Below are 13,572 nucleotides of genomic sequence, written 5' to 3' on the forward strand. Positions count from 1 at the left end.
GCCGGGTCAGCATCGCGTCAACGAGCGCTCTGAGCCCGTAAAGATCGCGTAGCCGAAACCACAACCGGGTCGCTTCTCGGCGTTGTGTTGTCCATGGATGACACCCGAGTTACGCGGAGGACACGGTGACACTCGTCGACCACATACCCACGCTGCGGGGCTCGCTGAACCGGCGGCTCGAACCCGGCATCTGGCCCCGCGGCGCCCACCTGCGTACCGACAACGAACTGGAGATCGCCCGCGTCGAGACGACCCAGCTCGCCGCCCGCTTCGCCACCCCCGCCTACGTGCTCGACGAGGACGACATCCGGGCCCGCTGCCGGGCCTACCGCGCCGCGCTGCCGGACGTGGAGATCGCCTACGCGGGCAAGTCGCTGATGTGCCGCGGCGTGCTGCGGATCATCGCCGAGGAAGGCCTTTCGCTCGACGTCTGCTCGGCGGGCGAGCTGGCGGTGGCCCGCTCGATCGGCTTTCCGGCGGAGCGGATCCTGTTGCACGGCAACGTGAAGACCGCCGAAGACCTCAAGGCCGCCCTCGGCTACGGCGTGGGTCGCGTCGTGATCGACTCGCTCGACGAGATCCACCAGCTCGGCGCGCTGACCACCACCGCCCAGCCGGTCCTGATCCGCGTGACGCCGGGCGTCGACGGAAGCACCCACCACGCCATCACCACCGGCGTCGACGGCCAGAAGTTCGGGTTCTCCCTGGCCGACGGCGCCGCCGAACGCGCTGTCGCGCGGGTACTGGCCGAACCGGGACTCCGGCTGGTCGGCCTGCACTGCCACATCGGCTCGCAGATCACCCGGGTCGCCGCCTTCGAGGAAGCGGCCCGCCGGATGGTCGGACTGCTGGCGCTCATCCGAGACCTGCACGGCGTGGTGCTGCGCCAACTCGACGTCGGCGGCGGTCACGGGATCCCTTATCTCCCAGGGGAAACCGAGTTCGACCTGACCGGATTCGCCAACCGCCTGCGCTGCGCGGTGAACTACGAGTCCGGCAGGCGGCGGTTCCCCGTGCCCGCGCTCACCATCGAGCCCGGCCGGTCGATCGTCGGGCCCGCGGGCGTGACCCTCTACCGGGTCGCGGTCGTCAAGCGCGGCGCCACGACGTTCGTCGCCGTGGACGGCGGCATGAGCGACAACCCCCGGCCCGCCCTGTACGGCGCCCGGTACACGGTGCGGATGGTGGGCAGGCCATCCTCGGCCCCGCTGGTCCCCGTGACCGTCGTCGGCAGGCATTGCGAGGCGGGCGACGTCCTGGCCGAGGTCGACCTCCCGGCCGACATCGCCGCGGGCGACCTCCTGGCCGTGGCGGCCACCGGCGCCTACCACTACAGCCTGTCGTCCAACTACAACGCCGTGGGCAGACCGCCGCTGGTCGCCGTCCGCGACGGGGTGGCCAGGCTGCTGGTCCGCCGCGAGACCGAGGACGACCTGCTCGCCCGCGACCAGGGCTGACTCAGGCGGGCAGGGGCTTGCCGCGGTCGGTGGCGACGGTGATGGCGAAGAACGCCAGCAGCGCGCCGGTCACGTACCGCTGCACGCGCAGCCAGTCCGGCCGCCGGGCGAAGAACGTGCCGACCGCGCCCGCGGCCAGGACGAACGTGCCGTTGAACGTCAGCGCCACCGCGATCTGAGTCAGGCCGAGCAGCAGGCTCTGCATGGCCACCGAGCCGAGCGACGGATCGATGAACTGCGGCAGCAGCGACACATACAGGATGGCGATCTTCGGGTTGAGCAGGGCGGTCAGCAACCCCATGCCGAAGAGCTTGCGCGGCCGGTCGATCGAGAGCCCCTGCGGCGCGAACGGCGACGTGCCACCAGGCCGGACCGTCTGCCACGCCAGCCAGAGCAGATACGCCGCCCCGGCAAGTTTGAGCGCCAGATAGAGCTGCGGAACGTAAGTGAAGAGCGTGACCACCCCGGCGGTGGCGGCGATCAGGTACACGAACAGCCCTGTCCCCGCCCCGGCCAGCGAGACCAGCCCCGCGCGGCGACCCTGGGTCACCGACCGCGAGACCAGATAGATCATGTTCGGCCCGGGCGTCAACACCATGCCCAGGGAAACGAGTGCGACACCGACGAACGCGCTGAGTTCAACCCCCATGCGTCCATTGTCCCATTCAGAGCCGACGGTTCTCCAATACTGGGATCGCCGCCCGCGTGGTGTCCACAACATCGGTGTCGATGTCGACAACCAGCACGTCCGGCTTGCCCTCCAGCGCCGCCACGACCCGCCCGCGCGGATCGGCGACCAGGCTGTGCCCGATCCCCAGCGGCGCCGTGCCGGTGACCGGGCCCGGGTCGGCCTGCCCGCAGGCGAGCACCCAGGACGTGCAGTCGAGCGCCCGCGCGCGCACGAGCAACTCCCACTGCTCGAGCTTGCCCTCGCCCGCGCCCCACGACGCGCCCAGCAGGATCGCCTTGGCGCCGCGGTCGGCCAGCGCCCGGAACAGCTCGGGGAAGCGGACGTCGTAACAGGTGGCCACGCCGAGGGTGATCCCGTCGACCTCGATCGTCACCGGGGCATCGCCCGGCGCGACCGTGCGCGACTCGGCGAAACCGAAGGCGTCGAACAGGTGGATCTTGTCGTAGCCGAGGTGCTGCCCGCGGCCGGTGACCAGCAGCGTGTTGCGCACCCGCCCGTCCGGGTCGGGGGTGAACATCCCGGCGACGATGACCACGCCGTGCTCGTCGGCGATCTCCCGGACAGCGGTCGCCCACGGCCCGTCGAGCGGCTGCGCCACCGGCCCCAGGGGGACACCGAAGCGCGACATCGTCGCCTCCGGGAACAGCACCACCGACGCGCCGTCGGCCTGGCACACGCCGTCGCGGACCAGCGCGAGGTTCGCCTCCGGATCGGCGGTGGCGGAGATCTGGCAGAGGGCAACTCGCACAGTCGCTCCTTCGGATTCGTTCGACCACTACTGTTGGTGTCGTGCCGGTTCTGCGCGCGGTAGCCGCTGTCGTCCTGATGATTTCCCTGGCCGCCTGCACGGCCGAACCTACCCCGCCTGCCTCCGGTGACCCCGACGGTCGGTCCATGGTGATCGCCGCGGCGGTCGCGCCCGCGTCACTCGACCCGGCCGCGGGCTACGCCCCGCTCGGCGCGGCGAAGATTTACGACGGGCTCGTCGAGTACCAGCCGGGGGGCACGCTGCGGCCCGCGCTGGCCGCGGGGCTGCCCGTGCCCGCCGCCGACGGGCGCTCCTGGACGGTCACCCTGCGCGGCGACGTGAAGTTCCACGACGGCAGCGCGTTCGACGCCGACGACGTGGTGGCCACCTATCGCCGCGTCCTCGACGGACCGCTGCGCTCGAAGTTCTGGATGCTCTCCGACGTCCGCGCGCTCGACGCGGCGACCGTCCGCTTCGAGCTGTCCCAGCCCTACCCGGCGTTCACCGGTCTGCTGGTGCTGGGCGTCAAACCGGTCGCGGAGGGGACCAACGGCACCGGCCCGTACCAGGTCACCGCCTGGGAGCCCGGCCGCAAGCTCGTCCTCAAAGCCCACTCCGCCTACTACCTCGGCGCGCCGAAGCTGAGTGAGGTCACCGTCGAGTTCGTCCCCGACGACGAGACCCGCGCCCAACTCCTGCGCGACGGCAAACTCGATGGCGCCGCGCTGCCCGCGACCCTGGCTTCGGGATTCGCCACCACCTCCGGGCTCACCGTCGTCGACCACGCCGCCGGGGACGTGCGGATGGTCTCCCTGCCCGACGGCCCCGTCACCGGCGACCCCGCGATGCGGCGGGCGCTGAACCTCGTTGTCGACCGGCGCGAACTCGTCAAGGAGGCACTGGCGGGCAAGGGCGTGGCGACCTCGGTCCCGCTGCCCGCCGCGCTCGCCGAGTTCGCCGAACCGGGCGCGCGTTTCGACCTTGACGTGTCCCGCGCGAAGGCACTCCTCGAAGCCGCCGGGTGGTCGGCGGCCGCCGACGGGCAGCGCGCCAAAGCCGGTGTGCCCGCGGTCATTCCGGTCGGCTACCCCGTCGGTGATCTCGCCGCGCGTGACCTCATCGCCGGTTTCGCCCGCGCCGCCGCCACGGTCGGCGTGAAGGTCACCGCCGAGCCGGTCGCGCGCGACGCCCTCACCGGCGCCACCGCCGAACTGCGCTCGGTGGGCGACCCATTTGACCCCAGCCGGGCGCTGTCGTGGCTGGGCGACACGGAGGCGCGCGCCGTCACCGACCCGGCCCAGCGCGCCGTCGCGTACCGGGCGCTCACTCGCGCCTACCTCGCCGCGCCGTCCGCGGTGGTGCTCGCGGAGACCGGCCACAGCTACGTGATTCGCCAGAACTGGACCGGATACCGGCCCGTCGTCGACGGTCCGGGGACAGACCACACGTGGGGGGCATGGTGGAACTTGCAGACGTGGGCACCTCGATGATCGATCTGGACGCGGTGCGCGCGCTGACGCCCGGCGCGGCGAACGGCGTGTTCCTCGACAGCGCCGGAGCGTCCCTGAACCCGCGGCCGATCGTCGACGAGGTCGTCGCGCACCTGCGCCGTGAGGAGGAAGTCGGCGGCTACCGCGCGGCCGCCGAGCGGCTCGACGACCTCGAAGCGGGCTACGGCGTCTTCGCCGACCTGCTGGGCTGCGACCCCGACGAGATCGCCTTCACCGACAGCGCCACCCGCTCCTATCTCGCCGCCTTCGACGCGCTGCCGCTCGGGCCGGGTGACCGCCTGCTCGCCACCGAGGCCGAATACGGCGGCAACGCGATCCCGCTGCTGCGCCGGGCCCAACTCGCCGGGGCCACCGTCGAGCCGATCCCGTCCACGGCGGACGGCGAGGTCGACGTCGCCGCGCTGCGGGGGATGCTCGACGAGCGGGTCAAGTTCGTCTCGCTGGTGCATGTGCCGACCAACAACGGGCTGGTCAACCCGGTCGAGACGGTCGCGGCGGCGGCGCACGAGGTGGGTGCCCTGGTGGCCCTCGACGCCTGCCAGTCGATCGGCCAACTCCCACTGTCGCTGCGCGACATGGGCGTCGACTTCATCAGCGGCGCGGGCCGCAAGTGGCTGCGCGGCCCGCGCGGCACCGGGGTGCTGGCCGTGAGCCGGGCCGCCCGCGAGCGGCTGCGCCCCCGGCTGGTCGACCTGCACAGCGGCGAGTGGACGGGCACCGACGAGTTCGAGCTGCGCGACGACGCCAGGGTGTTCGAGCTGTGGGAATGCGGCGTCGCGGAGCGCCTGGGGTTTATCTCCGCCGCTCGCTACGCCCTCGACCTGGGCATCGACGCCATCGCCGCCGCGGTCGCCGACCGGGCGGGCAGGCTGCGCGCCGGACTGGCCGAAATCCCCGGTGTCCAGCTCCGTGACCAGGGCAAACACCAGTGTGGCTTGGTCACCTTCACGGTCGACGGGGTGGCCGCGGCCGAGGTTCGCGACAAGCTGCGCGGCCAAGACATCACCGTCACGGTCAGTGGGCTGCCGTCCACGCGCTACGACATGACCCGGCGCGGTCTCAGCGAGGTCGTCCGGGCCTCGCCGCACTACTTCATCTCCCCGGACCAGATCGATACAGCTGTCGAGGCGGTCGCCACCCTGCGGTGACGGACGCGACGGTCACGCCGGGAGGTCGACGCCTTACTCTTGAGGGGTCCCCGCACTGATGGAAGGACCCCATGCTCACCCGTACTGACCTGCGCTCCGCCGTCCCGTCGCCCGTCGAGCTGCGCCACGCGCTGCCCCGGGCCGAGGTCGACGTGGACGCGGTCATCCATCAGGTGCGGCCGATCGTCGACGGGGTCCGTGAGCGCGGGGTCGAGGCCGCCCTGGAGTTCACCGAGCGGTTCGACCGGGTGCGTCCCGAGTCGGTCCGGGTGCCCGCCGCGGAGTTGACGCGCGCGCTCGACGAGCTGGACCCGGCGGTGCGCGCGGCCCTCGAGGAGTCGATCGCGCGCGCCCGCGTGGTGCACGCCGAACAGCGCCGCACCGACGTGACCACCCAGGTCGTCCCCGGTGGCACGGTCACCGAGCGCTGGGTGCCGGTCGCCCGGGTCGGGCTCTACGCGCCGGGCGGGCTCGCGGTGTACCCGTCGAGCGTGGTCATGAACGTCGTCCCCGCGCAGGCCGCCGGGGTGGAGTCGCTGGTCGTCTGCTCGCCGCCGCAGGCCGAGTTCGGCGGCCGTCCGCACCCGACGATCCTGGCCGCCGCCGAGCTGCTCGGCGTCGAGGAGGTCTGGGCCGTGGGCGGCGCGCAGGCCGTGGCGCTGCTGGCCTACGGCGGCGTCGACACCGACGGCGCCGAGCTGGCCCCGGTCGACATGGTCACCGGGCCGGGCAACATCTACCTGACCGCCGCGAAGCGCCTGCTGCGCGGTCTCATCGGCATCGACTCCGAGGCCGGGCCGACCGAGATCGCCATCCTGGCCGACGCCACCGCCGACCCGGCGCACGTCGCCGCCGACCTGATCAGCCAGGCCGAGCACGACCCGCTCGCGGCGAGCGTGCTGGTCACCGACTCCGTCGAGCTGGCCGACGCCGTCGACGCCGAGCTGGAGATCCGGGCCAAGGCGACCAAGCACTCCGACCGGGTCACCACCGCGTTGCGCGGCAAGCAGTCCGGCTGCGTCCTGGTGTCCTCAGTGGACGACGGGCTGCGGGTGGTCGACGCCTACGCGGCCGAGCACCTGGAGATCCAGACCGCTGACGCGCGGGCCGTGGCGGCCCGTGTCCGCAGCGCGGGCGCGATCTTTGTCGGCGCGTACGCCCCGGTCTCGCTCGGTGACTACTGCGCCGGGTCCAACCACGTGCTGCCCACCGGCGGCTGCGCGCGGCACTCGTCGGGCCTGTCGGTGCAGACGTTCCTGCGCGGCATCCACGTCATCGACTACTCCGAGGACGCGCTGCGCGAGGTGGCGGGCCACGTCGTCGCGCTGGCCAACGCCGAGGACCTGCCCGCGCACGGCGAAGCCGTCACCGCGAGGTTCGAGTCATGAGCGCGCCCGGGCAGCGGGCGGCCCTGGCCGACCTGCCGCTGCGCGACGACCTGCGCGGCCGCTCGCCCTATGGCGCGCCGCAGCTCGACGTGCCGTTCCCGTTGAACACCAACGAGAACCCGTACCCGCCGCCGCCCGAGCTGGTCGCCGACATCACCGCGGCGGTCCAGGAGATCGCGGGCACGCTGCACCGCTACCCGGACCGCGACGCCATCGCGCTGCGCGACGACCTGGCGCGCTACCTCGCCGAGTCGACCGGCGTGCCGCTGACGGTGGCGAACCTGTGGGCGGCCAACGGGTCCAACGAGATCCTGCAGCAGATCCTGCAGGCCTTCGGCGGTCCCGGCCGGGTCGCGCTCGGGTTCGAGCCGTCGTATTCGATGCACCCGATCATCGCGGGCGGCACCCGCACCGAGTGGTCGCCGACGCCGCGCCGCGCCGACTTCTCCCTCGACGTCGAACAAGCGGTGAAGGTGCTGGCCGAGCGGTCGCCGGACGTGGTCTTCGTGACCAGCCCGAACAACCCGACCGGCCAGTCGATCCCGCTCGACGACCTGCGCGCGCTGGTCGAGGCCGCGCCGGGGATCGTGGTGGTCGACGAGGCGTACGCGGAGTTCTCCCCGCAGGAGAGCGCCGTCCACCTCATCGACGAGTTCCCCACGCAGGTCATCGTCAGCCGCACCATGAGCAAGGCGTTCGCCTTCGCAGGCGGGCGGCTCGGCTACCTGGCCGCCGCACCAGCGGTCGTCGACGCGCTTCTGTTGGTGCGCCTGCCGTATCACCTCTCCGCGCTCACCCAGGCCGCCGCCCGCGCGGCCCTGCGCCACGCCGACCAGACCCTGGCCTCGGTGCACGCGCTGGCCGCCGAACGCGACCGCGTGGCCGCCGCCCTGGCCGGGCTCGGCGCCGACGTGGTGCCCAGCGATGCCAATTTCGTCCTTTTCGGACAGTTCGACGACGCGCCCGCCGCCTGGAAGTCCTATTTGGACGAAGGCGTGCTCATCCGGGATGTCGGCATCCCCGGGTTCCTCCGGGTGACCGTGGGTACCCCAGTGGAGAACGACGCTTTCCTGGCCGCCAGTAAGGAGATCATCAAGTGAACCGTGTCGGCCGCGTGGAGCGGATCACCAAGGAGTCGTCCGTGTTGGTCGAGGTCGACCTCGACGGCTCGGGCAAGGTCGAGGTCTCGACCGGTGTGCCGTTCTTCGACCACATGCTCACCGCCTTCGGCGCGCACGCCTCGTTCGACCTGACCGTGCGCGCCACCGGCGACATCGAGATCGACGCCCACCACACGGTCGAGGACGTCTCCATCGTCCTGGGTCAAGCGCTGCGCGAGGCCCTGGGCGACAAGTCCGGCATCCGCCGCTTCGGCGACGCGTGGATCCCGATGGACGAGACCCTCGCGCACGCGGCGGTGGACGTGTCCGGGCGGCCGTACTGCGTGCACACCGGCGAGCCCGAGGTGATGACCGGTTTCGTCGTCGGCAACAACTACCCGACGGTCCTCAACCGCCACGTCTTCGAGTCGATCGCCTTCCACGCCCAGATCGCCCTGCACCTGCGCGTCATCCACGGCCGCGACCCGCACCACATCACCGAGGCCGAGTACAAGGCCTTCGCCCGGGCCCTGCGCGCGGCGACCGAATCGGACCCGAGGGTCGGCGGCGTCCCGTCGACCAAGGGCGTTCTCTGAGCAGTCGGGAGACTGAGTTGGTGTCGAAGGACCTCGTCGTCATCGGCCTGATCGCGTTGGCGGGAATCCTCATCGGAGGCGTCTACACGACCTGGAAGACGGCCAAGGGAATGGCGATCCTGCTGGCTTTGTTCGCCCTGATGGCGGGCGGCGGCGCCTTGGCCTGGCACCTGTCCTCATGAGACGCGCGGCCGTCTGGGTCCGCGACGACTTGTCAGACGTCCAGACTCGCCTGCTCGACCGATCGGGCAGGCGACGACTGCTCGTGCCCACGCTGAACGGGACGTTTGTCGTCGGGCCGAACCCGGTGACCGAGCGGACGATCAAGGACACCCGGGCGGTTCTGGGCGGCGGGATCGGTCTGGTGTGGACTGACACCGGGATCGTGGTCGAGCACGCGGACTACTTCGACGCGGACCCGGCACTGCCTGCCATCGAACTGTTCCAGCAGGAGGGCCTGCCCGCCGAGGCCGAACTCATCCGCTGGCTCGACCAAGGTGGGGCCGACGCCGCGGTGCCGACCCATCCCCGGCCGTGGTGGGAGAAGCTGTTCGGCGAGCGCTCCACCGACCGGCGCAGCTACAAGCGCTCCCGTGGCCTCGCGGGAGAGATGGTGCTACGTGTGGGCACGTCGGTCCTCTGCTTGTCCGCGTTGTGGCTGGCCTTTGATTTCGAGTCCTTGCCGCCGTTCCTCCAGTGGTGGTTCATCATATTGGTGCCGGTGGGAGTGATCGATGTTGTGGGCGCCCTGTTGGCTGCATCCAGGTGGCGACAGCAGTTCCCGGTGCTCGATCCTCTTGGGCTGCGAACGGACGTTCAGGTCCCTCGGTAGCGCACCGGCGTGTACGCGAGTTCGCCCGGCCCTGCCCAGCGGTACTCCTGGTGCGTGGCGTAGCTGACCGAGAGCCCCCAAGTCATCGAGACGAAGCCCGAGCAGTCGGTGCGGTAGTAGGGCTGGTGGCAGCTGTGACATGGCGCCGGCTCCGCCGGCGCGACCGAGCGGGCGGTCAGCGGCAGGGGGTGGTCACCTCAGATCCCGCCCTCGGTCGCCGCCTTCAACCGGGGCGCGCCGGGGCCGAACTTCGCCAACCCGTCGTCACTGTTGATCAGCCCACAGCTCTTGAGCGACAGGCAGCCGCAGCCGATGCAGGACGTCAGGTTGTCCCGCAGCCGCTGCAAGGCGTCGATGCGTGCCTCGATCTCGCCGTGCCAGGACTTGGACAGCTTGCACCAGTCCAGCTTCGTCGGCGTCCGCCGCTCCGGCAGCAGGTCGAGCGCGTCGTGGATTTCCTCCAGGGACAGCCCCACCCGCTGGGCGGTGCGGATGAAGGCCAACCGACGCAAGACCGCCCGCGCGTACCGCCGCTGGTTGCCCGCGGTGCGTTCGGAGGTGATCAACCCGCGCTCCTCGTAGAAGCGCAGGGCCGTGTGGGGAACACCGCTGCGATCGGCTACCTCGCCGATGGTCAGCATCTCAGGGAGCTTGGACACCCGAAGAGCCTACCGGGGACCTCCAGGTAGGTCGAAGTACGCGGGCCCGACGTGGTCGGTCAGCCAGACACCGTTGGCGCTGACGTGGAAGACGTGGCCGTCGGCCGCCATCCGGGCCGCGTCGATCACCAGGATCACCGGCTTCCCTCGCCGGGCCCCGACCGTCACGGCGGTCTCGCGGGTGGCCGACAGGTGCACGTGGTGCCGGTTCATCGGCCGCAGCCCGTCCGCCTCGATCGACGGCAGCGCCGCCGCGACCGTCCCGTGGTAGAGCACGTCCGGCGGTGTGGCGGGCAGCAGACCGAGGTCGACGGGGACGCTGTGCCCCTGGCTGGCCCGGATCCGCGTCCCGGTCTCGTCGTAGGCGAAGCGCTGCTTGTTGTTCTCGGCCACGACGGCGTCGAGGGTTTCGCGGTCGACGCGCAGGGCGGCGAGGACGGCGGAGACGTCGGTCCAGCCCGCGGCGTCGAGGGTGAGGCCCAGGTGGGCCGGGTCGTGCCGCAGCGCCTTCGACAGGCGCTTGGAGAGTTTGATGTCCATAACGCCGTGTAGTGGATCACAGCGCCCGCGCCGATCGCCAGGAAGTTCTTGACCTCCAGTGAACTGGAAGTTGCACGGTAGGGCCATGACATCCGACACCACGCACCTGGCGCCGCTGTTCGCCAGGATGACCGGCGACGAGAAGCACGAGTGGGCCGCGGCCTCGACGCTCGACGTGCTGTGGGTCCTCTACGACCGGGTGCTCGACGTCGCGCCCGACCGCGTCGACGACCCCGACCGTGACCGCTTCCTGCTCTCCAAAGGCCACGGCCCCATGGCTTTCTACGCCGTCCTCGCGGACAAGGGCTTCATCGACGCGTCGATCTTGGACACCTGGACCGACTTCGGCTCCATCCTCGGCCAGCACCCCGACCGCACGCTCGTCCCCGGTGTCGAGATCGGCTCCGGCTCGCTGGGCCACGGCCTGCCGATCGCCGTCGGGCAGGCGTTCGGGCTGCGGGCTCAAGGTCGCTCGGCGCGCGTGTTCGTCCTTATCGGCGACGGTGAACTGGACGAGGGAAGCAACCACGAGGCCATCGCCGTCGCGGGCCGCCACGGTCTCGACCACCTCACCGTGATCGTGATCGACAACGACAACGCCGACCACGGCTGGCCGGGCGGCATCGCGGCGCGCTTCGCCGTGGAGAACTGGGCGACCGCCACGGTCGACGGCCGCGACCACGACGCCATCCACGCCGCACTCACCGCCGACCACCCCGGCAGGCCACTCGTCGTGGTCGCCGACGTCCGGAAGGGCTGACCATGACCTCCGTCGACCTGCGCACCATGCGCGAGGCGTTCGCCGAGCACCTGACCGAGGCGCTCGACCAGGACCCGCGGGTGGCGCTGGTGCTCGCCGCGATCTCCCGAGGCCTGTTCGAGCGCCCGTCGCGCGACTACCCGGACCGGGTGGTCAACGTCGGCATCCGCGAACAGGCGATGATCGGCGTGGCGGGCGGCCTCGCCCTCACCGGGTTTCGCCCGGTCGTGCACACCTACGGCCCGTTCCTGGTCGAGCGCCCGTACGAGCAGCTCAAGCTCGACCTGGGCCACCAGGGCGTCGGCGCCGTGCTGGTCAGCGTCGGCGCGTCCTACGACAACCCGGCCATGGGCCGCACCCACCAGGCGCCCGCCGACGTCGCCCTGTTCGACACGCTGCCCGGCTGGACCGTGCACGTCCCCGGCCACCCGGACGAGGTCGGTCCGCTGCTCGCAGGCGCCATCGCCGGCGACGACCGGGTCTACCTGCGGCTATCGGCCCGATCCAACGCCCGGCCGCTGCCGGTGACCGGCGAGTTCGTCCCGCTCAAGCACGGCAGCCTCGGCACTGTCGTCGCGGTCGGTCCGACCCTGGACAACGTGCTGGCCGCGACCGAGGGCGTGGACGTCTCGGTGCTCTACACCCCGACGATCCGCCCGTTCGACAGCGCGGGGCTGCGGGCGGCGGTCGACTCGACCGCGCCGAATGTGCTGGTCGTGGAGCCGTACCTGCGGGGGACCTCCGCCGCGCAGGTCGCCGACGCGCTCGCCGACGTGCCGCACCGGCAGCGGTCGATCGGCGTGCGGCGGGACCTGGAAGTGCACGCCTATGGGACACCGGAGCAGCACGACGAGATCCACGGGCTGGACGCCGCCGGGATCGCCAAGACCCTGAGGGAACTCCTCGGGTACTGAGCGCTCAGACGTGCGCGGCGCGCGCGGGCACCGGCACGGGGTGCGGACTGGGAGCGTCGACGACCGGGGACGCGGGTCGCGCCGAGATGAGCGCACCCGCGATGCCGATCCAGAGGACGGCGAGTATGGCTGGCCACACCACCGACTCCGACATCGCCAGATAGGCGTCGACGATCGCGGCCAAGAACAGAATGACGGCCAAACCCCAGCGCACCCGGGTGTTGGTGGTCATTGTCGCCCTCCTCGGACTCCGGCCCCGACCTGGCCGTGACCTGCTAACTACCCACTTTCGAGTGAATTCACACGCCAGTTTGGTCACGGTTAGGTCACGCCCGTTCAGCGACTAGGCTGAACGGCGTGGCACGAGTCGTCGTACTTGATTACGGATCCGGAAACCTGCGCTCCGCTGAGCGAGCCCTGCGCCGCGTCGGCGCCGAGGTCGAGGTGACCGGTGACTTCCAGGCCGCCGTCGAGTGCGACGCGCTGGTCGTCCCCGGTGTCGGCGCCTACGCCGCCTGCATGGAGGGCCTGCGCGCCATCCGCGGCGAGCGGATCATCGGCCGCAGGCTCGCCGGTGGCAGGCCGGTGCTGGGGATCTGCGTCGGCATGCAGATCCTGTTCGACCGCGGCATCGAGCACGGCGTGGAGACCGAGGGCTGCGCCGAGTGGCCCGGGGTCGTCGACCGCCTCGACGCCCCGATCGTGCCGCACATGGGCTGGAACACCGTGCGCGCGCCGGAGAAGTCGGTCCTGTTCGGCGGGATGGACCCGGCGACCCGGTTCTATTTCGTGCACTCCTACGCGGCGCGCACCTGGGACCTGCACCCCGAGCCGCCGATGATCCCGCCGCTGGTCACCTGGGCGAACCACGGCGGCGACTTCGTCGCGGCGGCCGAGAACGGCCCGCTGTCGGCCACCCAGTTCCACCCGGAGAAGTCCGGCGACGCGGGCGCGCAGCTGCTGGAGAACTGGCTCAAGGACGTCACCTGATGACCGCCCCGCGCAAGCGGCGCACCACGCCCGCCAGCAGACGCCGATCGACCACGGCGCGCAGGCGCAGGCGGTCGACCGCCACGACCCTCGGCGGAGCGGTCGGCGCCGCCCTCGCCGGGGTGTTGACCGCGCTGGTCGGCACCCTGCCGCTGTGGGTGTGGGCACTGCTCCTGGTGGTCGGCCTCGGCGTGGGCTACCTCATGCACCGCCGTGCGCACCCGGCCACATAGGCTGC

General features: G+C 71.5%; 17 protein-coding genes. 12 read left to right on the plus strand and 5 right to left on the minus strand.

The annotated features are described in order from the left end of the window. Positions 1-125 precede the first annotated feature (125 nt). Positions 126-1,457, plus strand: coding sequence for a diaminopimelate decarboxylase (gene lysA / locus C8E96_RS19845; protein ID WP_091374519.1), 1,332 nt, complete (start codon positions 126-128; stop codon positions 1,455-1,457). Position 1,458: 1 nt separating this feature from the next. Here lysA and C8E96_RS19850 read toward each other — a convergent pair whose 3' ends face one another. Further along, a complete protein-coding gene (locus tag C8E96_RS19850) occupies positions 1,459-2,106 on the minus strand; it encodes a LysE family translocator (protein WP_091374522.1) in 648 nt (215 codons plus the stop codon). A gap of 16 nt (positions 2,107-2,122) precedes the next feature. Further along, complete coding sequence (locus C8E96_RS19855; protein ID WP_091374524.1) at positions 2,123-2,896, minus strand: carbon-nitrogen hydrolase family protein; 774 nt, start codon at positions 2,894-2,896, stop codon at positions 2,123-2,125. 41 nt (positions 2,897-2,937) lie between these two features. Here C8E96_RS19855 and C8E96_RS19860 point away from each other — a divergent pair, with 41 nt between their 5' ends. From C8E96_RS19860 to C8E96_RS19885, 7 genes are all read left to right on the plus strand, one after another. Beyond that, on the plus strand, positions 2,938-4,386 hold the full coding sequence (locus tag C8E96_RS19860) for an ABC transporter substrate-binding protein (protein WP_091374527.1): 1,449 nt from the start codon (positions 2,938-2,940) through the stop codon (positions 4,384-4,386). Continuing rightward, the gene (locus C8E96_RS19865; RefSeq protein ID WP_091374529.1) at positions 4,353-5,555 is read left to right on the plus strand and encodes an aminotransferase class V-fold PLP-dependent enzyme; all 1,203 of its coding nucleotides are present in this window, start codon (positions 4,353-4,355) and stop codon (positions 5,553-5,555) included. The genes C8E96_RS19860 and C8E96_RS19865 overlap by 34 nt, the downstream gene beginning before the upstream one ends. Positions 5,556-5,626: 71 nt before the next feature. Next, the gene (hisD, locus tag C8E96_RS19870; protein ID WP_091374532.1) at positions 5,627-6,943 is read left to right on the plus strand and encodes a histidinol dehydrogenase; all 1,317 of its coding nucleotides are present in this window, start codon (positions 5,627-5,629) and stop codon (positions 6,941-6,943) included. Next, the gene (locus tag C8E96_RS19875; protein WP_091374536.1) at positions 6,940-8,043 is read left to right on the plus strand and encodes a histidinol-phosphate transaminase; all 1,104 of its coding nucleotides are present in this window, start codon (positions 6,940-6,942) and stop codon (positions 8,041-8,043) included. Before hisD ends, C8E96_RS19875 begins: the two co-directional genes overlap by 4 nt. Beyond that, complete coding sequence (gene hisB / locus C8E96_RS19880; RefSeq protein WP_091374540.1) at positions 8,040-8,639, plus strand: imidazoleglycerol-phosphate dehydratase HisB; 600 nt, start codon at positions 8,040-8,042, stop codon at positions 8,637-8,639. The genes C8E96_RS19875 and hisB overlap by 4 nt, the downstream gene beginning before the upstream one ends. Before the next feature lie 20 nt (positions 8,640-8,659). Then, the gene (locus tag C8E96_RS33400) at positions 8,660-8,821 is read left to right on the plus strand and encodes a hypothetical protein (protein WP_166658055.1); all 162 of its coding nucleotides are present in this window, start codon (positions 8,660-8,662) and stop codon (positions 8,819-8,821) included. Then, positions 8,818-9,471 (plus strand): hypothetical protein, encoded by a 654-nt coding sequence (locus C8E96_RS19885; RefSeq protein WP_091374543.1) that lies wholly within the window; start codon positions 8,818-8,820, stop codon positions 9,469-9,471. Before C8E96_RS33400 ends, C8E96_RS19885 begins: the two co-directional genes overlap by 4 nt. Positions 9,472-9,668: 197 nt before the next feature. On the opposite strand, the gene soxR is transcribed toward C8E96_RS19885, so the two are convergent. Continuing rightward, positions 9,669-10,112 (minus strand): redox-sensitive transcriptional activator SoxR, encoded by a 444-nt coding sequence (soxR, locus tag C8E96_RS19890; RefSeq protein ID WP_176926767.1) that lies wholly within the window; start codon positions 10,110-10,112, stop codon positions 9,669-9,671. Between the two features lie 27 nt (positions 10,113-10,139). After that, positions 10,140-10,670, minus strand: a complete 531-nt coding sequence (locus tag C8E96_RS19895; RefSeq protein WP_091374549.1) for an RNA 2'-phosphotransferase — start codon at positions 10,668-10,670, stop codon at positions 10,140-10,142. Between the two features lie 85 nt (positions 10,671-10,755). On the opposite strand from C8E96_RS19895, the gene C8E96_RS19900 reads away from it, so the two are divergent. Both C8E96_RS19900 and C8E96_RS19905 read left to right on the plus strand, forming a co-directional pair. Beyond that, positions 10,756-11,430, plus strand: coding sequence for a thiamine pyrophosphate-dependent enzyme (locus tag C8E96_RS19900; protein WP_228769873.1), 675 nt, complete (start codon positions 10,756-10,758; stop codon positions 11,428-11,430). Between the two features lie 2 nt (positions 11,431-11,432). Next, positions 11,433-12,344: a transketolase family protein gene (locus C8E96_RS19905; RefSeq protein ID WP_091374552.1), complete on the plus strand. Its 912-nt coding sequence runs from the start codon at positions 11,433-11,435 to the stop codon at positions 12,342-12,344. 4 nt (positions 12,345-12,348) lie between these two features. On the opposite strand, the gene C8E96_RS19910 is transcribed toward C8E96_RS19905, so the two are convergent. Beyond that, entirely contained in the window at positions 12,349-12,576 is a 228-nt protein-coding gene (locus C8E96_RS19910) for a hypothetical protein (RefSeq protein WP_091374554.1), read from the minus strand. A gap of 125 nt (positions 12,577-12,701) precedes the next feature. On the opposite strand from C8E96_RS19910, the gene hisH reads away from it, so the two are divergent. Together hisH and C8E96_RS33405 are read left to right on the plus strand one after the other, a co-directional pair. Next, positions 12,702-13,334: an imidazole glycerol phosphate synthase subunit HisH gene (hisH, locus tag C8E96_RS19915; RefSeq protein ID WP_091374556.1), complete on the plus strand. Its 633-nt coding sequence runs from the start codon at positions 12,702-12,704 to the stop codon at positions 13,332-13,334. Then, entirely contained in the window at positions 13,334-13,567 is a 234-nt protein-coding gene (locus C8E96_RS33405; protein ID WP_091374559.1) for a hypothetical protein, read from the plus strand. The genes hisH and C8E96_RS33405 overlap by 1 nt, the downstream gene beginning before the upstream one ends. The last annotated feature ends 5 nt before the right edge of the window (positions 13,568-13,572 follow it).

It is taken from the genome of Actinokineospora alba, from assembly GCF_004362515.1.
In the GTDB taxonomy this organism is placed as follows: Bacteria; Actinomycetota; Actinomycetes; order Mycobacteriales; family Pseudonocardiaceae; genus Actinokineospora; species Actinokineospora alba.